General features: G+C 60.1%; 14 protein-coding genes and 1 riboswitch. Of the genes, 7 read left to right on the top strand and 7 right to left on the bottom strand.

Annotated features, from left to right (window positions below):
• Positions 1 to 15: 15 nt before the first annotated feature.
• Positions 16 to 5,886, bottom strand: coding sequence for a manganese-oxidizing multicopper oxidase MnxG (gene mnxG / locus H8F21_RS05740; protein ID WP_203482466.1), 5,871 nt, complete (start codon positions 5,884 to 5,886; stop codon positions 16 to 18).
• Positions 5,887 to 6,037: 151 nt separating this feature from the next.
• Entirely contained in the window at positions 6,038 to 6,643 is a 606-nt protein-coding gene (locus H8F21_RS05735; protein ID WP_136476548.1) for a lytic transglycosylase domain-containing protein, read from the bottom strand.
• 176 nt (positions 6,644 to 6,819) lie between these two features.
• Between H8F21_RS05735 and gspG the strand changes: the two genes are divergently transcribed.
• The 4 genes from gspG to H8F21_RS05715 all read left to right on the top strand — a co-directional run bounded on the left by gspG (position 6,820) and on the right by H8F21_RS05715 (position 9,952).
• Positions 6,820 to 7,242, top strand: a complete 423-nt coding sequence (gene gspG, locus H8F21_RS05730) for a type II secretion system major pseudopilin GspG (protein ID WP_136476550.1) — start codon at positions 6,820 to 6,822, stop codon at positions 7,240 to 7,242.
• Positions 7,243 to 7,257: 15 nt separating this feature from the next.
• Positions 7,258 to 8,445 carry a type II secretion system F family protein gene (locus H8F21_RS05725; protein ID WP_203584140.1) on the top strand — a complete coding sequence of 396 codons (1,188 nt, stop codon included), beginning with the start codon at positions 7,258 to 7,260 and terminating at the stop codon, positions 8,443 to 8,445.
• A 38-nt stretch (positions 8,446 to 8,483) separates the two neighbouring features.
• Positions 8,484 to 8,598: riboswitch (TPP riboswitch) on the top strand.
• 43 nt (positions 8,599 to 8,641) lie between these two features.
• Complete coding sequence (locus H8F21_RS05720) at positions 8,642 to 9,289, top strand: TenA family protein (protein WP_203482470.1); 648 nt, start codon at positions 8,642 to 8,644, stop codon at positions 9,287 to 9,289.
• 3 nt (positions 9,290 to 9,292) lie between these two features.
• The gene (locus H8F21_RS05715) at positions 9,293 to 9,952 is read left to right on the top strand and encodes a TenA family protein (protein WP_203482472.1); all 660 of its coding nucleotides are present in this window, start codon (positions 9,293 to 9,295) and stop codon (positions 9,950 to 9,952) included.
• A 334-nt stretch (positions 9,953 to 10,286) separates the two neighbouring features.
• Here H8F21_RS05715 and H8F21_RS05710 read toward each other — a convergent pair whose 3' ends face one another.
• The 5 genes from H8F21_RS05710 to H8F21_RS05690 form a co-directional block, all read right to left on the bottom strand.
• Positions 10,287 to 11,714, bottom strand: coding sequence for a sigma-54-dependent transcriptional regulator (locus H8F21_RS05710; RefSeq protein WP_203482474.1), 1,428 nt, complete (start codon positions 11,712 to 11,714; stop codon positions 10,287 to 10,289).
• Positions 11,683 to 13,179 (bottom strand): sensor histidine kinase, encoded by a 1,497-nt coding sequence (locus H8F21_RS05705; RefSeq protein ID WP_203482477.1) that lies wholly within the window; start codon positions 13,177 to 13,179, stop codon positions 11,683 to 11,685. The genes H8F21_RS05710 and H8F21_RS05705 overlap by 32 nt, the downstream gene beginning before the upstream one ends.
• 105 nt (positions 13,180 to 13,284) lie before the next feature.
• Positions 13,285 to 14,265, bottom strand: coding sequence for an SCO family protein (locus H8F21_RS05700; RefSeq protein WP_203584139.1), 981 nt, complete (start codon positions 14,263 to 14,265; stop codon positions 13,285 to 13,287).
• A 31-nt stretch (positions 14,266 to 14,296) separates the two neighbouring features.
• Entirely contained in the window at positions 14,297 to 17,080 is a 2,784-nt protein-coding gene (locus tag H8F21_RS05695; protein WP_136476565.1) for a multicopper oxidase domain-containing protein, read from the bottom strand.
• 176 nt (positions 17,081 to 17,256) lie between these two features.
• A complete protein-coding gene (locus H8F21_RS05690; protein WP_203482489.1) occupies positions 17,257 to 18,726 on the bottom strand; it encodes a sensor histidine kinase in 1,470 nt (489 codons plus the stop codon).
• Between the two features lie 237 nt (positions 18,727 to 18,963).
• Between H8F21_RS05690 and H8F21_RS05685 the strand changes: the two genes are divergently transcribed.
• The 3 genes from H8F21_RS05685 to H8F21_RS05675 are packed head-to-tail and all read left to right on the top strand — an operon-like array spanning position 18,964 to position 23,069.
• Positions 18,964 to 20,310 carry a hypothetical protein gene (locus H8F21_RS05685; RefSeq protein WP_136476569.1) on the top strand — a complete coding sequence of 449 codons (1,347 nt, stop codon included), beginning with the start codon at positions 18,964 to 18,966 and terminating at the stop codon, positions 20,308 to 20,310.
• A 35-nt stretch (positions 20,311 to 20,345) separates the two neighbouring features.
• On the top strand, positions 20,346 to 22,577 hold the full coding sequence (locus H8F21_RS05680) for an Ig-like domain-containing protein (RefSeq protein WP_203584138.1): 2,232 nt from the start codon (positions 20,346 to 20,348) through the stop codon (positions 22,575 to 22,577).
• An 18-nt stretch (positions 22,578 to 22,595) separates the two neighbouring features.
• A complete protein-coding gene (locus tag H8F21_RS05675) occupies positions 22,596 to 23,069 on the top strand; it encodes a curlin (RefSeq protein WP_203482493.1) in 474 nt (157 codons plus the stop codon).
• The last annotated feature ends 6 nt before the right edge of the window (positions 23,070 to 23,075 follow it).

Raw genomic sequence — 23,075 nt, 5'->3', positions numbered from 1 at the left:
CTCTCCCCCTTCCCTTTACTGCGCTGGCGCTGTAGTCGGTGGCGCTTCTTCCGTTACCCGCAGAATCCCCCACAGCCCGGACGAGTTGCCATAGGCAGCGTAGTCACGGAACAGGTAGTCACCGGGCACCGCGTTGCTGCCCCCGGCGCTGGGCACCATGAAGCTGAAGTGCGCTGCTGGCAGCACGCTTTCCTGGGCACCGATGTACATGGCCTGCGGGTTGTATCCGAAGCGCACCGAGCCAATCCCCGGTAGGCTCAACGGATAGCCGCCGACATCGGATTTCTCCGCCTGGAAGTTATGCAGTGGCCACAGGTGCCCATCCAGCTGGAAGGTAGTGCCGCGGCTGCCGCCGGTCGGCATCAGTACATGGGTGCGCAGGGCCTGCCCAGGCTTGGCCCAGAGCACTGGGGTTTTAGGATCGCCGCCAACCAGGGCGTTGCTGTAGGCCATGTGTGCGTTAGGAACATCCGCCCAACCATTGCCATCGGCATGCCCGAACGGCGCATTCGGGGCCAGGCCGAAGCGGTACCACAACGGCTCGGTCTTGTAGTTGATGGCCATGTTCGAGTTGTCCTGCGGATCGGTTGGCACACCGTTGCCTTCTGCCGCGATGCCTTCCACCGGCCGCCCGCTGGCCCAGCGGGTATTCAAGGCTTTCTGGAACACCAGAGTGAAGTCGCGATAGGGGTTCAGGCCCGGCACCTGGACGGTGGCCGAGGCGCGGCTGGCAGCATCCTCTGTCCAGGTCGCTGTCTGTGGCAGGATACTCATCGCCCCGACCAGACCTTTCTGCGGCTGCTTGATCACATCCGCAGGAGTCAGGTTCAAGCCACCGAACTCGATTGCAGTGGTGTTGATGTTGTCGACCGAACGCCCGGTTTGCGATACCGGCTTGCCTTCACGCTCCAGGTGCCCGGCGTAGTACTGATAGACCTTGCTCGGATAGGCACCACTGCTGCCAGTGCGCGGCGGCACGGTCTGCACCGGATTGAGACCGACGTTGACACCATCGGACTTGGTGATGTCGTAGGCCAGCAGTTGCGCATGCAGCCCAACATGGCTGGATGGACGCATCAGGTTGTTGTTGAAGGTGGTGGAGCCCTCACTGTCATTGCGGTTGCGTTTGACCATGCCGTGCATCACAGCGGTATTGGCCAGGTCCGGCATGACCATTGGCAGGCGGTTCTCCAGCGTCACGTTGAGGCAATCACCAGCGGCGGCGCGCAGTACCAGCGGTTCGATCGGCACACCGGGCTTGAGCTTGCCGGTGATCGGGTCGAGGTCGCTTTTGCGTACATAGAGCACGGCAGTCGGGTCGTGCAGCGGACCGCTCTGACCGCCAATGGTGAAGGTCTCGCCATCTTCAGGGTCGGTCACTGTCACTTGCGCAATACTGACCGGCCGCGAGTTGTACACCAGCGTGCCGCCGTTGGCCTTGAGCGGCCCGCCGACATGTTGGCCGACGCCAGCAGGATCGGTGATGCTCAGGTTCAGCGGATTGCCAAGTATGTCGTTGGCCAGCGCCGCGACAATCTCGTAGTTGCGCTTGACGGTTGACCGGGTGCCAATGCCATTGGGGTTGGCGGTGAAGCGTGGGCAGATGCCGTCGAATGCCACGGTATTGCGCGCCGCCATTGGTTGCGGGTTGTTGGGCAGGGCAAACAGATCGCTGCGGCTGTTGGTGTAGTTACGCATGACGCCCCACAAGCCATTCCAGTAGCCTTCCAGCGAGGCGTCCAGGGAATACAGGTAGTCACCGTTGGGTGCCGAGGAACTGGAGATCATCGACACAGGCGCCATGAACCCCAACTGTTCGGAGATACCAACCATCTGCGAGGCCTTCCACCCCGAATTGGAGCTGTTACCGAACCCCGAGCCGTTCTGCAGCCATTTGACGCCATGCAGGGTTACGTTGTGTTCCTCTTCGTGGCCACCGGCGTGCATGCGCAGGCGCACATTGTCGCCGGAGTAGGTACGCAGCATGGGCGTGAACGGATCGCCCGGTTCGCTGCCGCCCTTGTTGACATGCGGTGGGAACAGTGTAGTACCGCCGGTTGGGCCCACGGCATAGGTGACCGCCGAGGGTGCCAGGTTGAGTGCCGGAATCACCCGGTCAGTGCGGCTTTGCATGGCATACGCCAGGTCGCCCGCCAAGCCGTCGGCCTGCATCCCGCGCTTGCCGTCCGGTGCCACTTTGTAGGGGTCGAACACCCGCAGTGCCAATGGCTCGTTACGGTAGTTGACGACGAACATGCCCGGGTCATCGACCGAAATTGCTTGCGGGCATGGACGGCTTGGGCAGTTCGGCATCAAGCCGCCCCGGGCTTCGGTGACCGCTTCAAGCAGACCTTCGGCCTCCTTGCGCACCGGTGGGTTGATGGCGTAGCGGAAACTGTCGGACGTGGCCGGGAATGCCTGGGCATTTGGCACCCCGTCTGGTCCGGCACCTACATATACACCCGCCTCGTAGGCATGCTGGAAGTCACTGTACTCAAGGAAGAACTCGCGGTAGCTGTCGTTGCGACCATCACCGTCCAGGTCACCGGTCTTGACTACAGCCTGCCATGAGGTCGGCCCGCCATCTTCGCGCAGAGCAGGGTTGTACAACAGCTCGCCTGTCTCGGCGTGGTACCAGGTGGAGCCGGCAGGTTCTGCCAGTACGGTGGCGTACAGGCCCAGTTGCTGGTGAGTCGATGGGCCAAGGTGGTCGTGAGTGAAGATGGTGCCCAGGCCACGGTCGACGTTATGAACGTTGACGACCGGGTCGATGAACCAGCGCTGCATGGCGGTGCGGGCGCCCATCCAGTCGGCCCGCCCGTAGCGTCCAAAGTAAGGATGCGCCTTGGCCACCGGGCACTCGGCACTGCCCTCGCGCGGATCGCCGCTGGTGCATTTGTTGTACTCACGAATGGCTTTAATACGCTCGACCACGGTGCCGGGCGAGAGAATGCCGTCTTCGTAGTTCCAGCCGTTGGCCGAGCCATCGGCGGCAGTCAGGTCCCATTTTGGCAGGTGGATATGCTGGCCGATCACGTCGGTCGGGGTGCGCACCTGATAGTCGTCCATCTCGTAGTAGGAAGGAATCAGGTTGGTGTGCTGGTACATCACGCAGTCGAAGGTATTCATGCGCATGACCAGCGGTTCAGGTGGGCGTTGCTTGTTGATCACCGCCCAGGCGTCTTCCCAGAGGCTGATGATGCGCGCCTGCGGGAAGTGGTAGCCGACTTTGTTGTACACCGCGTCGAACTGGATATTGGCGCCTTTGTAGATACGCGGGCGATCGGCGGTGAAGGTCGAGGAGCCGGTGAAGGTCATGCTGTCTAGGCGCTCACCACTGTTGAACTCGCCATTGCCAGCGGCCAGAGTGAGACGCTTGGCGCGGTCATCCATGCATGGTTCGTAGTAAGGAGCGCCCGCGGTGGGGGCAGCGCCATTGGTGCGGAAATTGCGCGCAACCAGCTGATTGCTTGGCAATACCGCAAAGCTTGGGTGCTCCAGTTTTGAATGAAAGCTCATCGCGGCTTGTTCGACGTCTGTGCCCTCTTCGGGCAGGAACACCGCCTTGGCCTTGGTAATCTGCTTGGAGAAATCCAATGCCGTGGTGGTGACCTCTGCCTCACCGCCAGCGGCCATGCCGTCAAGCGCATGGCGCGGCAGCCCGCCATCCCAGCCGCCGACCTGGGCCGGATCAAGGTTGGCCCACAGCGCGTTGCCGGTACTTTTCAGCGCCTGCGCCATGGCCGGATCAAGCATGTCCAGCGGCGGGGTGGGTGGACGCTGGCCCACGGTGCTTTCGATACCGCCAATCCAGAAGGGGTAGCCAGGGTTCTTCAGGCTGCCATCGGCGTTGCGGTTCTCGAAGCCACGATCCACCAGGGCGACCGAGCCGATAGCCCGTGGGGCGCTGGAATGCTGTGAGGCGTCGTCATCGCCCTCTTCTTCTTCGTCGTCGTCATCATGCTCGGCGACCAGGGTTTCGGCGAGTTTCGGAATAACTGCCACCTTACCCGGCATCGGTGCCATGGCTTTACCTGGCAGCGGCACAACAGCAGGGATCGGCGTGCCGGCGATGATTTCGCCGTCTGGCAAGGCGCGTGCCCCAACGGCCGGTTTGCCGCTGCGCAAGGCATAGGGCTCGCTGTGATAGCCGGTTTCGCTTTGTGCGGAAACCTCCAGGCGAGTGCCTTCTTCAAACACATCATGTACCCGCCACATGGTCCACATGCCTTGGGCAAAGTGCGGGTAGAAGTGGCAATGGTAGATCGCATCGCCGGCCACGCGGTTGCGGTTACCGGAGCCGCCGTTGGCAATTTCATAGGTATAGCCGGCACCGGGGCCGATACCCTGGGCATCGACATAATCGGAATTGTCGTCGTTGGGATTGAACAGCCACTGATGCCCGTGCAGGTGGAAAATGTGCTGCTCGTGGCCGTTGTGCGTGTTGCGGAATTTGACGAAGTCGCCGATGTAGCTGTGGTTGACGTTGGAAGGCTCGGCCGGGTACAGCGCCATGGTGGCCTTGACCCCAACCTGTTCGACACCAGGTTTTTCCCCTGGACGTATGTTTTCCAGGCCAACGTTGGCCGGAACGTCCACCAGCATCGCCACATCGCCCACGGTGTGCGAACTGAGGAAAAACTCTTCATAAGCACAGGACAGGCAGTCATGCATCGGTCCCACGCCCAGGCGGTTGGCGATGACCTCTGCGCCCATGCCGCCGGACCCGTAGTTGATCATGAACGAGTCGCGGGTAGGTTCGAGCACATGCCCCATTACCGGGTCAGCCCAGTAACCAGGAAACGCCTGGGTCACTGCAACTTCATCGGTGAACTGCGAGGCAAAGTCACGGAAAGGCTCCAGACGGTTGGGCAACGCCGGATTGCGCTTGCCGATGCTCTCCAGTGGGTAGGTGGATGGCGGGAAGCTGCCGTCGTCATTGGGGCCCATGACGATCGCGTCAGAGTCGCTGGAAATAATCTCGTTGCCGTCGACCATGGCGATGATCGGCGAGCCGGCCTTGCCTTCACGGATCCAGGGCTCGGCCTGAGGGTAACGGGCCTTGTAATCGACAATCGGCTGGCCGGTCGGCGCCCGGCCAACCGTGCTCAGGCGCATTTCTTCCTCTGTCAATGTATTACGGTAGGTGCGCCCATTTTTGGGGACTACGATCACCTGGCCGAACAAGCCGTTGGCAACGTTGCCTGCGGCACCCTCCCCACCAAACGGGGCACCACGGCTGGAGGCGGCAAATACGCCTTCGCGTTCGGCGTACAAGGTGTAGCTGCGGCTGCTGCCCGGCGCCACCAGAAAGTTGCCGTTGCGCCCGGTGTTGGAGGCGATGTCGCCAATACTGTTGACTGCTTGCAGGCCGTTGACCTGAAAACCGACATGGCGGTCGGTGACCTGATCATCGACCACTTCGTTTTCAGCACCTTCAGGCGCTTCAGCGCCTTCGTCTTCCTCGCCCTCCTCGCCCCCGACTTCGTTCTCTTCTTCGTGATCGATGCCGTGCTTGTTGGGGTTGGCTTGATAAGCCAGCAGGTTCTGCAGATTGACGGTCAGGCAATCACCGGCCGCCACCCGCAGCACAATCGGCCGTGGACGCTTGTCCGGGCGCAACGTGACCTTGCCCGGCACTGCTGCGCCACCCTGGTCGAGGGTGACTTGGTTTTCATCAATCACATCGCGGCGCAACGCGAAGATCATGCCGTTGGCATTCTGGGCACCGAGGCGGTTGAACATCAGTGGCTGGTCGAGCGCCACTACGTTGGCCACCAGATTGCGCTCGCAGCGCACGGCAGCTTCGCTGACTGTCTGCCAACCCAAGGTGGCGGCAGTGATCAGCAGTGAAGTCAGGACTGAGCCTTTGATCGGAGTCATCATGGCGTGCCTCTGGTGGTGCAAGTGGACTCTGAAAAGGCTTGAGCAAACCTCATGCCAGAGTTTTTTATTGTTTTATTTCAACCACCTACGCTATTGAATGAATCTCAATTGGGGGGTATTCCCCGTTATTCCCCATTTCGGGGGAGCGCGCCTACAGCGGCGCATCCACAGCCAGCCCCTGCAGCCGACGGTACTGGCGCAGCACTTTTGGCACGTAGCTCTGGGTCTCGGCATAGGGCGGCACTACCCGGCCCCGTCGTAGCACCGCATCCGGGCCAGCGTTATAGGCGGCCACTGCCAGGGTGATGTCGTTGTCGAACAGGGTCAGCATGCGTTTGAGGTAGCGTGCCCCGCCCTGCAGATTCGAGGCGGGGTCCAACGAATTGGTAACCCCCAGTTCCCGGGCGGTATCGGGCATCAACTGCATCAGGCCGACCGCACCGCTGGCTGAACGGGCGTTAGGGTTGTAGCGAGACTCGGCCTGGATCACCGCATGCAGTAGCGCCGCCGGCACATCGTTGGCTTCAGCCGCCGCCGCGACCAGCTCGGCATAGGGCATACCGGTGATCATCTGCGCCTGGTCGCTGCTGGCCAGGCTAGTTGCCGATTCACTGATGACCCGTTGATAGGTGCGGCCAGGGCGGTGAACGTTGGACAGCACATAGCTGCCGTCAGCCTTGATAGAGATGTACATATCGGCTTGTACCGGGAGCACCCAGGTCAGCCAGACAAAGATTCCTGCAGATAACCAGTACATGGTCCCGCCCTCCCCGTTGCGGCCCCGAAAAGTGGGGCATATGCCCCGATTGCCGAGGCGCAAGGCTACTGACGCAAGCACTGTGCCGCCTTGCCGGCCGCGCAGCGCAAAGGCTTGCAGCAGACGCGCACGGCAATTGCATGAGGCCTTGCAGGCGCACGATGGAGGGCCTTGTCATGAACAAAAAAAAGTACTCGCAACAGGGATTCACCCTGCTCGAACTGCTGGTGGTATTGGTGGTACTGGGGCTGCTCGCGGGCATAGTTGCACCCAAGTACTTCAGTCAATTGGGGCGTTCTGAGGCCAAGGTGGCACGGGCGCAGATCGAAGGCCTGAGCAAAGCGCTGGATCTCTATCGACTGGAAGTGGGGCATTACCCCAATTCCGAGCAAGGCCTGCAGGCGCTGGTCGCTGCCCCCAGCGACGAGACACGCTGGTCAGGCCCCTACCTGCAGAAAAAAGTCCCCCAGGACCCGTGGGGCCGCAACTACATCTATCGCCAACCCGGTGAGAACGGTGAGTACGACCTGCTCTCCATGGGCAAAGACGGACAGCCCGGCGGCGAGGGTGAAAACGCCGAAGTCACCAGCTGGCAGTAAGCGGAGGAGCGACACATGCGCTACGAGCTCAAGGCATTGGGAAAGTCCGGGGTGGTCCTGCTTACGCTCGATGCCCAGGACGCTGGACAAGCCCGTTTGCAGGCTGAGCAACAAGGCCTGCGGGTGGTCAGCGTGCGCAACTGTGAGCGCTTTGGCAAAATGCGCTGGCGTCGCAAGGAAACCTTCGACCTGGTGTTGTTCAGCCAGGAGCTGACCACCCTGCTCAACGCTGGCCTGCCGTTGATTGATGCCCTGGAAAGCCTGGCCGAAAAAGAATCGCCACCCCAGGCGCGCAAGACGCTCGGGGAATTGGTACGCCTGCTGTATGAAGGCAAATCCTTTTCCCAGGCGTTGGGGCAGTTGCCCAGTGTGTTTCCCCCGCTGTATATCGCCCTGGTGCAATCAAGCGAGAAAACCGGGGCCCTTGGTGATGCCCTGGGGCGCTACGTTGCCTACCGCCAGCGCATGGACGAGGTGCGGCAGAAAATCGTCAGCGCCTCGATCTACCCCTTGTTGCTGTTGATCGTCGGCGGTGGCGTGGTGCTGTTTCTGATGGGCTATGTGGTGCCGCGTTTCAGTCTGGTGTTCGAGGGCCTGGGCACTGAACTGCCCTGGCTATCACGGTGGCTGATGCAGGCCGGAATGTTCCTGCATGCCCACCAGGCGCCTTTGGGTCTGGGTGTTGTGGGTGTGATCGCCAGCCTGCTGATGCTGCGTCGGGATCCACGGGTACGAAGTTGGCTCAATCGCCAGCTCGAACGCCTGCCGGCCCTGCACCGACGCCTGGTGATGTACGAGCTGGCGCGTTTCTACCGTTCCCTGGGAATCCTCTTGCAAGGCGGCATCCCCATACTCACCGCCATGGAAATGGCCCGCGGCCTGCTTGGCCTTGCCGCCAAACAGCGGCTGGAACTTGCATGTGAAAGGGTACGTGAAGGCCTGTCGTTGTCAGCTGCGCTCGAAGCCGGGCAACTGGTCACGCCGGTATCCCTGCGCTTGCTCAGAGCCGGCGAACAATCAGGCAACCTAGGGCAGATGATGGAACGCAGCGCCGATTTCTACGATGAAGAAATCAGCCGTTGGGTCGAATGGTTCGTGCGTCTGTTCGAGCCCTTGCTGATGACCTTCATCGGCTTGTTGATCGGCCTGATCGTTATTCTGATGTACATGCCGATCTTCGAATTGGCCTCCAGCATTCATTAGTGGCAAACGTGACAATCCTGCCTGCTTGCTGTATAGATTCGGCCACCAAGGGGAGCCTGGCAACAGGCTGAGAAACCGCTGACACCTGCAGCGCGGTGACCCTTCGAACCTGATCCGGATAATGCCGGCGAAGGGATGGGGATTGCCAACCTGCCTTTCTGCCGGTCTCACTGTTGTCATCTTTGAGGCCAGTACCATGACCGAACGCTTCACCGACACCCTTCGCCGCCAGAGCGAGCCGAGCTGGACGCAATCTGTCGAGCACCGCTTCGTCAACGAACTGCTCGATGGCACCCTCGACGATGCAGTGCTGATCAACTACCTGATCCAGGATCACCGCTTCATCGATGCTTTCCTGACCTTGCTCGGCGCCGCGATTGCCAGTGCCGATACCTTCGAGGCGCGCATTCGCCTGGGGCGTTTCACCGGGGTTATTTGCGGCGAAGAGAACACCTACTTCCTGCGCGCGTTCGAGGCCCTCGGTGTGACACAAGCGCAGCGCCAGCAAGCACCCGACGCCGTGCCCACCGCAGGTTTCAAAGCGATCATGCGCGAAGCGGCGGCGACCCGCTCCTATGCCGCCGCCCTGGCTGTGCTCAACGTTGCTGAAGGCCTGTACCTGGACTGGGCGTTGCGCGCGCCGAAGCAACTGCCGCCGCGCTTCGAACATGCCGAATGGATAACCCTGCATAACAACCCGGACTTCCAGAGCTTCGTCGCCTTCCTACGTGCCGAACTGGACCGTGTCGGACCGGCACAAGCGCCGATCAGCACAGACTTCTTCCTTCGCGCCGTTGCCTTGGAGCACGCATTCTTCGACGCCGCCTACGACCTAAAGGGATAAACCATGGATATCTTCGACCGCCTGAAACAGGCAGCCGCGGCTGACTGGAACAGCTATGTAGACCACGACTTCGTTCGCCAGATGGGTGCTGGCACCCTGGCGCAGCCGGCGTTTCGCAAATACCTGGTCCAGGACTATCTGTTCCTGATCCAGTTTGCCCGCTCGTGGGCGCTCGCGGCCTACAAAAGCCGCACCCTGGCCGACATCCGCGCGGCGCAGGCGGGCCTGGCAGCGATCCTTGATGAAACCGAACTGCATGTACGCTTATGCGAGCGTTGGGGGCTCTCCCCCGAAGACCTGGCGGCTACCCCCGAGCATCAAGCGACCGTCGCCTACACCCGCTTCGTGCTGGACTGTGGAGCCGCCGGAGACCTGCTTGACCTACATGTGGCGTTGGCACCGTGCGTCATCGGCTATGCCGAAATAGGCCGCAACCTGACACCCGAGGGTATCGAAGCCCTGACCGATCACCCTTACCGGGACTGGATTGGCGAATATGCTGGCGCGGGATACCAGCATGTCGCCAGCGCAGCGCGCGCCCACCTGGACGACCTTGCCTCAAGAACAATGACAGAACGACGCTTCGAGGACCTGGTCAAAGTATTCGCCCAAGCCTCGCGCCTGGAAGCAGACTTCTGGCAGATGGGCCTAAATGCTGAATAATCCTGTAGATCGAGATCTTGATCTTGATCTTGCTCCACCCCCGCCCCGTTAACCAGAAGGGCCGAGTGAAGGTGTTGCGAAAGGGCTAGCGCGCAGCGCCTTCGGCTTGGCCGAAGTTGCGAATCGTAGTGTTGCTTGCAACGCGTAGATCGCAATGCCCTGTAGCGACACCGTAGCGAGGGGACCCGAAGCGCAGCGTAGGGCCCCTGGTGGGGCAGCAAGCCCTTTGCTTACTTTGGGTCGACTGCCAAAGTAAGGCGCCGTAAGGGCGCAAAGGTGACTCAACGCCACCATCGCCATTGGATATGGCAAAATCGGGTGGCCCCATACACCCTCACCACTGCCGCTTGTCCGGCCGGCTCAGGCCAAGCTTCTCGATACGGTAGCGCAACATATCGCGACTCAGCCCCAAAAGCCGAGCCGACTTCGTCACGTTCCAATCGGTGCGGTCGAGCATCTTACGCACCATTTCCCGCTCTACCTCCGGCAAACTGGTAGAAATCGCAGACTCACCATTGCCATGACTTTCATGAAAAGCCGGTGCCGGCATTTCAAAAGGCTCATCAACCAAACTCATGCACACATTAAGCTGGTGCGGAGCAATCTCTTCGACAGGCGCAAGCAACACCGTCTGCTCAAGCATATTACGCAACTCCCGCACGTTGCCCGGCCAGCTGTAGTTGAGCAGCAACTCTTCAGCCTCAGGACTGAAATGAAGGTGGGTCTTGCCATAGCGTTTACCATGCAAACTTAGGAAATGCCGGGCCAGCAACAAGATATCTTCACCCCGGGCATACAGCCTGGGCACCTTGATCGAAATAATGCGCAGGCGAAAAAACAGGTCACGGCGAAACTTGCCCTGTTGCACCATCTGCTCCAGGTTGCAGTTGGTGGCACTGATGATCCGCAGATCGACCTTGCGCTCCTTCACCGCACCGATACGGCGAATGGTGCGGTCCTCGAGCAGTTTCAACAGTTTGGCCTGCAGCAGCAGGTCCATTTCACCGATTTCATCAAGAAACAGCGTGCCGCCATCGGCCGCCTCCACCAAGCCGACCCTGCGATCCTTGGCATCAGTGAACGCACCCTTTTCGTGCCCAAAGAGCTCTGCCTCCAGCAGGTTGGCTGGAATCGAGGCACAGTTGAACTCGATAAACGGCCCTTTGCTTCGCGCGCCATCATAATGCAGGGCCCGAGCCACCAGCTCCTTACCCGTGCCGGTTTCCCCCTCGACCAACACCGGCGGCAAGTCCCCGCTGGCCATGCGCCGCTCGGCATCGAGCAATTGCGTCAGGGTATGCTTGAGGCTCAGCATGGCCGGCGACTCACCAATCAGTGACTGTCCTCCGGACTTGTGCGCCTCGCGCTCCTGGTAGAACGACAGCGTGCGTTCCATGCGCTCGGCCGCTAGCGCCTTGTCGAGCATCAGCTTGAGCTCGGCCAGTACCACCGGCTTGGTCAGGTAGTGAAACGCGCCCTCTTTCATTGCCAGTACGGCATCTTCGACATTGCCGTAGCCGGTCATCATGATCACTTTGAGCTCCGGCGCACGCACGGCCAAGGCCTTGATCAGCTCATGGCCACTCATGCCCGGCAGCGAGTTGTCGGTCAACACTGCGTCGGGCTGGCACTGAGCCAACTGCTCCAGCGCCTGCTCGGCACTATGGCAAACGGTGACCTCAAACCCTTTTCGCTCTAGATAGGTCTGGATATTTTCTGCGAGGATTTCATCATCCTCCACCACCAGGATGCTGTGCTCCATGATCCCCTCCCGCTGCAACATTGAAAGTCAGGCTTACGCGGGTTCCTTCCTCTTCGCGGCTGGTCAGACTGACCGCGCCGCCGAAACGCTCCATTATTCGTTTGACCAACACCAGCCCTACGCCAAGGCCGCCTTGCTTGGTGGTGAAAAAAGGCTTGAACACCATCCGTTCCTGCTGCTGGCTCATGCCCTTGCCGGTATCGCTCAAGACTAGCTGGATCTTGCCCTCATCAGTCAGCTCACGCACGTGCAAGGTAAGCCGGCCACCACCGGGCATCGCCTCCAAGGCGTTGGAGAAAAGACTGTTGAGAATCTGCGTAAGCAACACCGGCTGGCTAATCACCAGGGCCGATGCCGGTGTATCCACCTGAAGCTGCACCTTGTTGCGCTCGGTCTGAGAGGCAAAAGTGCTGCAGGTGTCTTCAACTGCCGCGACCAGGTCGACGGCTTCGGCATCGTCCTTCAACGGCTGCAATGACACCAGCAACTCGCGCACCCAACGCGACATACGGTCGACCTGGCTAATGATGTCGCCGATATTCTTTTGCGAATGTTGGCTGGCCACTTCCTGCGCCAACTCGGCGCTGGAGCGGATAGTTGCCAGCGGGTTACGCAAGCTGTGCGCCACCGCCGAAGACATTTCGCCGAGGGCGCCGAAGGTTTCACTGGCCACCAGTTTGCTCTGCTGGGCGCGCAGGAGGCTGGCAGCGCGGCGAACGATCCAGAACAGGCCAAAGTAGATCAACGCGCCGCCCAGCAGCGTCGACGTCCAGATCAATACATAGCCGCGCTGGATACGCCGAACCAAATCCTGCGGCTCCTTGTAAACCTCGACCATCGACAGCACCTGCGTACCGCTTTCGTCGAACATTGGAATGTAGTTTTCAATGAACAGGTACTGCGGCTCGCGCAGGAATTTCTGTTCATCGCGGTCTTCGTTGGCCTTGTGGTAGCTGGCCGAGACGGGCACTTGCGAATTGAATGATTCATCGAGGTCATCATCGCCTTCGATCTTGCGTCCAACCAGCTGCGCATTGGTGGACCAGACAATCGTGCGATCAAGGGCATAGACGTTGGTCAGCAAGGTATCGGGCAGATGCTCGACGTGGTCGAGAAATTCGATACGGGTGGAGGCCACCAGGTCAGGACTGATTCCCGGATGCTGGTTGTCCAGGCGCGGATCCAACAACTGCGCCATGGTTGTGCCCGGCGGAATACGCGAATGGCGCACTTCTGCCTTGGCCATGGCCTGGATGAACTGGGCGGTGAGCATGGCATCCCGCTCAACGCTGTCATTGACCACAAAGCGCGTCGAGACATAGCCCAGGCCAACCGCCACGGCAGTGATAATCAATAGGCTGACCACGGAAAACCAGCGCAACAAATTGAAGTCGCGCAAGCTCCGATCAGGTGACGCATGGAACTGCTGGCCCTCATCGGCCTGTTTCTTATTCAGCACCTGCATTGATATTTCCTGGCGGGCTGTTTTTTTTTAAATGTATAGCCCAGTCAGGCTCTGGTGTTTCAAATCAATTCTAATGATCCGCTGCTCACTGATAGTATTTTGCCTCTATTGGGCGATAGCCGCCTCGTCGTCTAGCGCTTGGGCTTGTTCAAACACGCCCTGGCGCCGAGCTTCCTGCTCGAGAAACTCCAGAACACTGTCAGTGTTGTCCGAGGACAGGCGCAAGTTCGGCATGGCCACCCGATTGAACTGTTCGAACAGGGTCAGCGCCAGGGCATCACGCTCTGCCAGCATGCGATCTGGTTCGCGTATCCAGCGACTGAGCCAGGCGCGATCACGTCGCTGGGTTACGCCCAGAAGATCCGGACCAACATTGCGCATACCAACGCCCTGCCCATCTTCAGGGCCAACACTGTGGCAAGCGGCGCAACGGGTCCGGAACAACTCTTCGCCGCTGCTGGGCGGGCGTATGTCCGGTGCCTGGACGTAACTCTGCTCGCTACTGGGCGCCTTCCAGTTCTGCAGGCTGTTGGCCAACTGGTCGGCAAGAATCCAGGGGTTTTCGAATGGCGAGGCCTTCATCCAGCGACCGGTGGCCTGGTTGCCAACAATCAGACTCAGGTTGTGGTCGCGACTGCGGCCGTTGTCCACCCCTTCGATAAACAACCCCAGACGCCGGCGCAAAGCATCGATCTGCTCCTTGTCACCGGTCAGAAAGCGCCACCCGCGGCCGACTTTGAATCGCTCTGCGTAAGCCTTGAGCACCTGCGGGGTGTCACTGAGCGGATCGATACTGATGGAGTAGAAAAACACATCGCTACCCACGCGTTCGCCCAGCAGTTGCTGAACCTGGCGCAAGCGCGCAGTTTCCAATGGGCACGAGTCGCCACAACCGGTGAAGATGAAGTTGACCACCACCACCTTGCCCTTGATCAAATCATCGAAAAAGCGCACCTGCCGACCATCCTGGTCGGTCAGGAGCGTGTTGGGAAAGTAATCCGCCCCCCAAGGGGTGGCATCCTCAGCCAGCCCCTGGAGGGCGCAGCACAGCAGTGCTGCGCCGAACCAGATTGAAAGTCGCCGCATGATTCACACCTCGTTCGCCATTGGCCAAGGGCTACTTGTTGATCTTCACCTGCGGCCCCTTGCCATCCCCGCTGCGCCAGGTGGGCAGCGCGGCAGAGTTGATGTACTGCACGCCGTCCCAACTGGGCAATGGCGTTGGCATCAACTGCAGTTGGCCTGGGTGATCAATGTCCCAACGCAGCAACATCGAGTTGTCCTCATGTTGGGTGTTGTGACAGTGCTCCATGTAGGTACCGGCGAACTCGCGAAAGTTGATCGCCATCTCGACGTTATCCAGGCCGTCACTCTCGTTGCCGATGCGGTAGACGTCCTTGCGCGCCCATTTTTCCCATTCCGGTGGCGCTTTGCCGCCGCGACTGAGGATGATGCCTTCCTCGAAGTGCACATGCACCGGATGGCTCCAACCATTGCCACCGTTCTGGATCTTCCACACTTCCAGGGTTCCTGCGCCGCTGAATCCCGCATCGGTGGGGCCGGTTGCCAATTGTGGCGAGGCATTGAGCCGACGCGGGTCCATGTTGTAGCCCAGGCCGCCGTCCGTCTTGATGGTCCACGGCACCTGGTCGGTCCCATCGGATCGACCGAAAATGAATGTCCGGTGGCGAGCCTGGGCCAGGCGCGCCTGATCGGCGGGGTTGTCACGGTGCAGCTTGAGCGCAATCATCACCTTGCCTTCGGCCTTGCCCGGTTTGGCTGGTTCATAGTCTGCCGGGTCCATGGCCAGGTCCTGGCCGCTGTAGGCCTTGACGTTAAATTGCAGGACTTTGCCCACCGCCGGGTCACCCTTGTCCCATTGCGGGCCTTTGCTGGTCTGCTTGATGACTGCCAGGTACTTCTGCGAAAGCACATCGGCAAGATCGATATCTTCCTTGGGCCCTTTGCCGGTGTCGTGGGCCTTGAGGTTGATCAGGTACAACTTGTCACCCGGTTTGATACCGTTCCTGGCAAAGTTGACGATAATGTCGAAACGCTCGGCAATGCCCTGGGTGGGCAAAATCGCGTTGTGATTGTTGCGGTTACCGTCACCGTCCAGGTCCATGCTGCCGTCGAAGGGCACCGAGTGCTCCATGATGTTGCCGTCGTTGGCAATCATGTGGAACGGCACCCGCGCATAAGACAGACCCGAGCCTTTGGGGCCGGCAAACTCGCCGCCGCTGCCCTTGATTTCGCGCACCATTGCCAGTTTGAAGTAGCGCGAAACCGAACCATTGAGGATGCGCAGGCGATAGCTGCGAGCACGCACATCGAGGAAGGGTTTGTACTGCCAGTTGACCAGCACCTGGTCGCCCAGGAAGCCATCGGTGTTGAACGGGTTGAACCACAATTGGCCATCCTGGCCCCAGGCCTTGTCGGCGATCAGCAGGTTGACGTCATAGTCGCGATTGCCCCAGGACAACGCCGAACCACTGGGCAGACGCAAGTTCACACCGTCAGCAAAGGCTTCATTGCCACGATCCAGTGCGCTGTAGTAGTTCATCATCGCCGCGTTGCCCTTGTAGACATTCTGCGCGGTGAAATCGAGCATATGGTCGTGGAACCAATGAGTACTCATGGTTTCGCGCCAGTCGCCACGAATGCGGATACTGCCGTTGTCGCAAGTTTTCAGCCCAGGCTCGGCGTCATTGACCCAAAGCTTTTCCCCCGGTGTGCAAGGGAATGCCGCGCGTGGGTCTTCGGCACGGGTATTGATACTGTCGTATCCGGCCAATTGCAGCGGCCAGCGATAATCATAGAACTGCCCGGGAAAGAAGAAGGCGTTGGCATAGCCGTCGCTTTCTGCGGGAGAGTGACCGTTGTGCTCATGGGTACTGATGGTGTGCAGGCCAAAACCATGGTTGGCCGCAGGATCAATCGGCAGTGCGTTGTAGTGACGCATCAGCAGCGGCTGACCGTAACGCACCATCAGCAGCTTCGCAGGCAGCGTGCCGTCAAAGGTCCACATCGACTTGTGATCCTGCAACGGCATGTTGGGGTGAAAACGCGTATCGACGCCCTTGGTGGTACCGAGGGTATTGGCCTGCCCGGCAGTGTTGTAATACAACCCACCCGGGGCAAACTCGCCAACACTGTAGTGATGCATCTGAGTGGCATCGCGCACGCCACCATTGATTCGCGCACCGGCCTGGGCTGTCTTGTAGGCGGCTTGCGGGTAGAACTCGTTCCAGCGCTGGTGCGACCAGCCTTTTCCAGGTGGCCGCCCTTCGGCAGGTGCGCCAATATGACGGTTAAGGAACATCTCGATCTGCGTTTGCCACGGGTTGCGGTCTACCACGTTGGCGAACTGACTGGGAAATGGTGTCAGTCCAGGTTGCTTGAGAAAGGCATCAAGCAATGCACCATTGGGAGCGCTACGGGCAACGCTGACAGGGTCCTGCTGCGGCGCAGGGCCGGTGGTCGGCGCAGGAAACACCAACAAATCGGCAGGGGCGGTAGGGTCCAGGCGGGTCGGTCCAAATTCTTCGAACAACAACAACTGTTGGCTAAAAGGCGCTGCGCCAAACATCGGGCTTGGCGCGCCATTGGTGGGGTAATTGAATGATGTCTGCTGGGCAGGTGGCCGCGGATTTTCCTGCCGAGGCGTGTCTCGATCGCCCTCTACACCATCCGGCAGGTCGAACGCCCCGACATTCGCCTCGGGAAGCGTCAGCAGATTATTCAAGGCAGCTGCCGGATTGGCAGGTACATCGCTAAACGCCGACGGATCTCCCGGCTCCGGCGGGTCAACGTCGTCAATTGGACTGGCAGAGGCTTCAGCGACGAGTAGTAGCGCCAAAGCTGCGCTCAGGCAGAAGGGGTATTGAACGCGTTTGAACATGATCTTTCACCCAGTGTTGGCTACCGGTAATGTCGATTTGCAATTACCCAGCCAAAACTGTTTCAAGATATGTACATACTCTTTATCAATGAGTTACATCATCTACTCACAAGATATTGACTATGCGCGGGGAAATCCCCCCCATTATTGGGCCTGCCAACCCCCGAAAAATTCGCTCAAACCCCCGCTGATTTACGCACCACGCGAAAGCTCATTTGCACGCAGGTGCCCTTGCCTTCGCGACTGCTCAAGCGCACCGTACCGCCAAAGCGCTCCATGATCCGCTTGACCAGTACCAGTCCCACTCCCAGCCCTCCCTGCTTGGTGGTGTAGAACGGCCTGAAGGCCATGCGCAGTTGATCGCTACTCATGCCCTTGCCACTGTCACACAGACGTAATGTCACAGTCTTGCGGTTGTGATGAACCAGTTCGACGCGCAATATTCCGCCCTCGCTCATCGCCTCCAGCGCGTTGGCAATCAGGCTATTGAAAATCTGCCCGAGCAACACTGATTGGCTCAGTACGCGAACATTGGCGAGGGGATCGAGGCGTACCTCAACACCGTTGCGTTTCAGTTGCAGGCTGAATGCCTGCAAGCTGTCCTGCAGCACCCGCTCCAGCTCAACCGCTTCGACCTCATCATTGAGGGGGCGCAACGACTGCAGCAACTGGCGAACCCATTGCGACATGCGATCGACCTGGCTGATGATGTCGCCAATGTATTTTTGCGCCGGGCCTTCCTCGATCTCCTGCGCCAGTTCGGCGCTGGAACGGATGCTGGCAAGGGGATTACGCAAACTGTGCGCCACTGCTGAAGACATCTCTCCCAGCGCGACAAAGGTTTCGTTGTTGATCAGACGCTTTTGCTGGCGCGCCAAATGACGGTTTGCATGGAACATCAGCCAGTACAAGCCGCCATACACCAGCGTCGCGCCCACCGCCACAGCCAGCCAGATCATCAGCAGGCCGTACTGAATACGATCGATAAGGTCGCGCGGCTCTTTGTATATTTCGACCATCGCTGTGACGTTTTCGTTGTCGGCATCGAACAGCGGAATGTAGTTCTCGATGAACAAATTTTCCGGCGGGGTAATGAACTTCTGCTCGCTGCGGGCCTGATCGACGTTGTGGTAGCTGGCCGAAACCCGGACCTTGTTGTCGAAGGCATGGTCCAGGTCATCGTCCGACTCGATCAGCCGTCCAACCAGCGCCGGGTTACTGGACCAGATCACCGTGCGATCCGGCGCATAGATGTTGGCCAGAAGCATGTCCGGCAGGTGCGCGATGTGGTCGAGAAACTCGCCGCGGGCATCGCGACGCGCCACCGGATTGACCTCGGGGAAGTTCTGGTCCTGTCGCGGATCAAGCAACTCACCCATGGTGCGTACATTGGGGATCGACACATGACGCACTTCTGCCGAGGCAATGGACTGGATGAACTGCGCGGTCAGCAGTGCATCGCGCTCGACACTTTCGTTGATAACGAAACGACTGGAGATCAGTCCCAGTCCTACCGCCACGGAAAGGATAATTGCCAGGCTCACAAAGGCGTACCAGCGCAGCAAATTGAAAGGCCGGGGGCTCGTTGCCTGAGTGGGGACGGTTTCTTGCTGCGGCAATGAATCCAGACGTGATTGCAGGTCCATCACGAACTCCTGGCAAAGGGCTTCTTAGGTTATAGCCCAGTTAACTTCGATTGCCCCGCCTGCGCCCCCAATTACCCCCAACCCTGGGGCATCGGCCCCGCCCACGCACGCTGCCTCCAACCCGAAAATCCCCCTCCAGGGCAGACTCCGCAAGGGTTTCTGAAAACTGGTATGGAAGTTGCCGAACCCTGTGCAGACGACCCAAACCCATGGGCCCGATTGCAAGAGGGAAGACTCATGCACCGTCCAACACCCCACCCACTGGCACTGCTGATTCTGGCTGGCCTGATCCAGGCGCCGGCCCACGCCGCGCTGTTCGAAGTTGACCCTGGCCCTTACCTGCCGGCCACCGGTGGATTCGCTGCGTGGTATCACGACACCCACGGTCGGGTACTCGACCTGTGCCTGACCACGGCGGTCAGTTCGCGGGTAGCCGGGGCTCCAGGGGCGCCCTCGTACATGTGCATCTTGAACCCGGCACCCGGCGTGTACGATGACACCAAGCCGATCAGCTTTCCAACCAACTACCCCGATGAAACATTCTGGTTTACCGCAGACGCAGCCATCGTCGATGCCAACCGCGGGATCGACTTGAGCTTCGGTACAGCCGTCGAGGCGGCTTTTGCCGCCGATGAAGTGGTCGATGGTGACCAGGTCAGCTTTGCCCGGGTGCGGATCCGCGTCGATGTTCCAACAGCCGGTACCTACATCATCACCCACCCATACGGTGTCGAGGTGTTCGATGTGCCAGCAGCCGGGCGGCGCGCGATCAATATGACCCGCGACATTGGTATTGGCGGCCAGAAGTCCTATACCGGCGCACTCAAAGGTGATGTCGGCCCGTTTCTGCGCGGGGTCGGTGGTCCCTACACCGAGACCAACCCCATCTCGGGTGCCAGTGAGCGCTTCATCGGCGACCCAAATCTCAATGAAGCGGTCACCGGAAGCCCATTCAATACCAACTTCGTACGTATCGAAGGCCCAAATGGTCTGGACCTGCGGACCACCTTGTTCGCGGTCTCGGGCAAGCTCTCCAACGTTGTCCGGCCAACCCCTGTCATTGCACAGCGCAGCACTTATTCGCGTCATAGCGACAACGGAGACCTGCGCGCCCAACAAGATATCTTCGTGCAAGCCCCACCACCGCCCGGCACCGCGGCCCTGACCAGCCAAACGCCTAATTTGAACCTTACCGAAGCCAACACCACTGGTGCCTGGTACGCACAATCGCCACTCAACCCAAGTCTGCCAGTGGATCTGCTGGTGACTGCCAACAATCAGTTGGCGATCCCCAGCAGCACACCGACCACCCTGAAGATGCCGCTCACCGACCTGGTTGTCATCCAGCGCGCCGAATTCAGCCTGGCCTCTGGCGACCTGACCCTGGTCGCATCTACCAGTGATGAAACCGAAACGACGGTGCTCAACGCCTTCACCGGCAATGGAGCAGTCATCGGCACCATGAGCGGCACTGGCGCGGTCAAGACTCTCATCACCGGGCTCTCGCCGATCCCGCCGGCCGTGGTCACCGTGACCAGTGGCAACGGTGGTAGCGACAGCGAAGAAGTGGTGCTCGTGCCATGAACATCTTTACGCCACGTCCCGTAGCAGGAGGCAGCATGAATAACTGGCCACGCCTGGCGCTTTGCGCAGCCGGGCTTTCCCTCTCGCTGGCTGGCACCGCCTGGGCCGGCCTCAAAGCAGTCGATCCGGGCCCCTACACGCTGGCCACCGGGCGTTACCCGATGTGGTACCAGGACAACAATGACCTGTCGATGGAGCTGTGCCAATCGAGGGCCACAAGCTCACGCGTCGGCGTTTCGGTACCGCCTGCCTACATGTGTACCCTGCTGCCTGAGCCTGGCATCTACGATGATGCCCTGCCTCTGGTGTTTCCGGACAACTGGCCACCAGAGATGTTCTGGTACCTGGCTGAAACATCGATTCCAGCGGTAGGCAACAGCGGCTATGAACTGGATGTCTATGTCGCCGGCATCGAAGCAGCATTTGCCAGCGAGAACCCGATCGATGGCGACCAACAGAGCTTCGCGCGTATCCGTCTGCGGGTCTCGGTGCCTCAGGCCGGTACCTATGTCATCACTCACCCCTACGGCGTCGAAACGGTAAACGTCACCACACCGGGACGCAGGGCGATCAACATCACCCGTGATGTCGGCATCGGTGCACCCGGAGTGTTCAGTGGCGTGCTCAAAGGCGCAATTGGCCCATTCCTACGCGGTGTCGGTGGTCCCTACACTGAAATCAACCCGGACACCTCCGCCAGCGAGACCTTTATAGGCGACCCAAACATCACTGAACAGGTCACCGGTAGCCCATTCAACACCAACTACATAGAGATCAAGGGCCCCGCTGGAACCATCCGTACCGATCTCTTTACCGTTTCCGGCAAGGTCCTCGATGCGCGCAGCCAGGTGGCTGCAGAGCTGGAGCGTGCCACTTACCGACGTACTGCTGACGGTACCCGGGTAGAAGTTTTCGCCAAGGCACCGAACACCGCCACCTTGTGCTTCCGCGAAAGCCTTGCTCTGGTGCCAGGCACTCCGCCGTCACCTTGCCAGTTCGACTTGCTGACAGACAAAAGCGGATTGTTCTTCGCCAACCATTACAGCAACAGTGCCCCGCCACCGGTGATCGTGATCACAGCCACCGATCCAACCGGCGTGAAACGACCCACTGCGCTGTCGCGCAAACTTACCGACGTGGTCAAGGTGACCTCTGCACGGTACGACTGGGCCAACAAACGCCTGCGGATCGAGGCCAGTTCCAGTGACGAAATCAGGGTTCCTGACCTGGTTGCCCAAGGGTACGGGCGGATGTCCGGGTCTGGCGTTCTGAAAACCCTCACGGTCAATGACCTGAGCCAACCTCCGGCGACTGTCACGATTAAATCTGCTGCCGGCGGCAGTGATACCGAACCGGTAGTGATTGTTGGCAACGCCCCGGTCGAAGCAGAAAACCAGGCACCCGTGGCGCAAGCGGACCAGGGCAGCACTAGCTTCGGCGTTGCATTGACCTTGAACCTGCTGGCCAACGACAGCGATCCGGACGGCAACGTACCGCTGACCATCACCGACCTTACTCAACCAATCGCCGGTCAAGGCACCGTCGCACTCAACGGCAGTACCTCAGTGCAGTACACCCCGCCACCGGTGGTCGAGGCGCCAATGACCGTCACCTTTACCTACCGTGCCCAAGACAGCAAAGGACTGAAATCGGAGATCACCACGGTAACCATCAACGTTGCGCCGAACCGCGCACCCGTCGTCGTCAATGACACCGCCGCTACATTGGGTGTCGCCCTGCCGATCAACGTCTTGCTCAACGACAGCGATCCGGATGGCAACGTTCCTCTTGCGGTTGACTCAGTGACTCAACCCGGCCCCGGCCAAGGCACTGTCAGCAACGGCGGAACCCAGGTCACCTACACCCCACCGGCAAACGTGACTGCGGCGTTCACCGCCTCCTTTACCTACATCGCCCGAGACAGCTTCGGCGCCCTGTCGGCACCGGCAATCGTCACCGTGCAGGTATCGCCAAGACCGGCGGCAGAAACCTTCGCCATCACCGCCGCGACCGTCACCGCGCGTTCCAACAACCGCTACAACTGGGATCTCTCCGGTACCTCGTCGGTGACGACTGGCAACACCATCACCGTGCAGGTCACCACCCCTACCGGGCTGGTCACCCTGGGCTCCACCACGGTACCGCTGACCGGACGCTGGCGGTTGACGGTGAGCAATAGCACCACGGTGATTCCGACAGCCACACCGTCGGCGACCATCCGCAGTAGCCAGGGCACCGTTCGTACCGTTCCGGTTACCGTGCAGTAGAACGCAGGAGATATGACCATGGCGCGCCTGACCACCTTGCTGCTTTGCCTGACCCTGTTCGGTCAGGCCGCCCTGGCCGATGACCTGCTGGATAACGCCGACCTCGGCCCAGGAGGCGACCTGGGTGAACCACTGTCGTTGCAACCGCTGCCGGCCACCACCGGTCAGCAGGCGCAGGTCGAGCAAAACGGTCAATCCAACCGGGCCGCCATCGGCCAGGACGGACAGACCCTGTTGGGCCGCATAGTGCAGTCAGGCGGATCGCAAGAGGCGTACATCCTGCAACAAGGCAACGACCTGATGGCCAATATCAACCAGCAAGGCTATGGCAACAGCGCCTCGATCGCACAAAGCGGCAGCAACAACCGCGCGAACATCGAGCAGTACGGCAACAGCAACAACGCCAGCATCGTTCAGACCGGCAGTGGACTGCAAAGCTCCGTGGTCCAGACCGGCAACGGTCAGCACGTACAAGTCAACCAATATCGTTGAAACCTG

It is taken from the genome of Pseudomonas arcuscaelestis (assembly GCF_016881005.1).
GTDB classification, from domain to species: Bacteria; Pseudomonadota; Gammaproteobacteria; order Pseudomonadales; family Pseudomonadaceae; genus Aquipseudomonas; species Aquipseudomonas arcuscaelestis.
The sequence above is the reverse complement of the archived record's forward strand: the minus strand, read 5'-3'. Positions and strand labels throughout refer to the sequence as shown.

What these genes read in the sequence shown, in the direction of transcription:
- H8F21_RS05690 (WP_203482489.1), bottom strand. Translation starts at nt 18,726, where the DNA reads ATGGACCTGCAATCACGTCTGGATTCATTGCCGCAGCAAGAAACCGTC.
- H8F21_RS05695 (WP_136476565.1), bottom strand. Translation starts at nt 17,080, where the DNA reads ATGTTCAAACGCGTTCAATACCCCTTCTGCCTGAGCGCAGCTTTGGCG.
- mnxG (WP_203482466.1), bottom strand. Translation starts at nt 5,886, where the DNA reads ATGATGACTCCGATCAAAGGCTCAGTCCTGACTTCACTGCTGATCACT.
- H8F21_RS05705 (WP_203482477.1), bottom strand. Translation starts at nt 13,179, where the DNA reads ATGCAGGTGCTGAATAAGAAACAGGCCGATGAGGGCCAGCAGTTCCAT.
- H8F21_RS05710 (WP_203482474.1), bottom strand. Translation starts at nt 11,714, where the DNA reads ATGGAGCACAGCATCCTGGTGGTGGAGGATGATGAAATCCTCGCAGAA.
- H8F21_RS05715 (WP_203482472.1), top strand. Translation starts at nt 9,293, where the DNA reads ATGGATATCTTCGACCGCCTGAAACAGGCAGCCGCGGCTGACTGGAAC.
- H8F21_RS05725 (WP_203584140.1), top strand. Translation starts at nt 7,258, where the DNA reads ATGCGCTACGAGCTCAAGGCATTGGGAAAGTCCGGGGTGGTCCTGCTT.
- H8F21_RS05685 (WP_136476569.1), top strand. Translation starts at nt 18,964, where the DNA reads ATGCACCGTCCAACACCCCACCCACTGGCACTGCTGATTCTGGCTGGC.
- H8F21_RS05675 (WP_203482493.1), top strand. Translation starts at nt 22,596, where the DNA reads ATGGCGCGCCTGACCACCTTGCTGCTTTGCCTGACCCTGTTCGGTCAG.
- H8F21_RS05720 (WP_203482470.1), top strand. Translation starts at nt 8,642, where the DNA reads ATGACCGAACGCTTCACCGACACCCTTCGCCGCCAGAGCGAGCCGAGC.
- H8F21_RS05680 (WP_203584138.1), top strand. Translation starts at nt 20,346, where the DNA reads ATGAATAACTGGCCACGCCTGGCGCTTTGCGCAGCCGGGCTTTCCCTC.
- H8F21_RS05700 (WP_203584139.1), bottom strand. Translation starts at nt 14,265, where the DNA reads ATGCGGCGACTTTCAATCTGGTTCGGCGCAGCACTGCTGTGCTGCGCC.
- gspG (WP_136476550.1), top strand. Translation starts at nt 6,820, where the DNA reads ATGAACAAAAAAAAGTACTCGCAACAGGGATTCACCCTGCTCGAACTG.
- H8F21_RS05735 (WP_136476548.1), bottom strand. Translation starts at nt 6,643, where the DNA reads ATGTACTGGTTATCTGCAGGAATCTTTGTCTGGCTGACCTGGGTGCTC.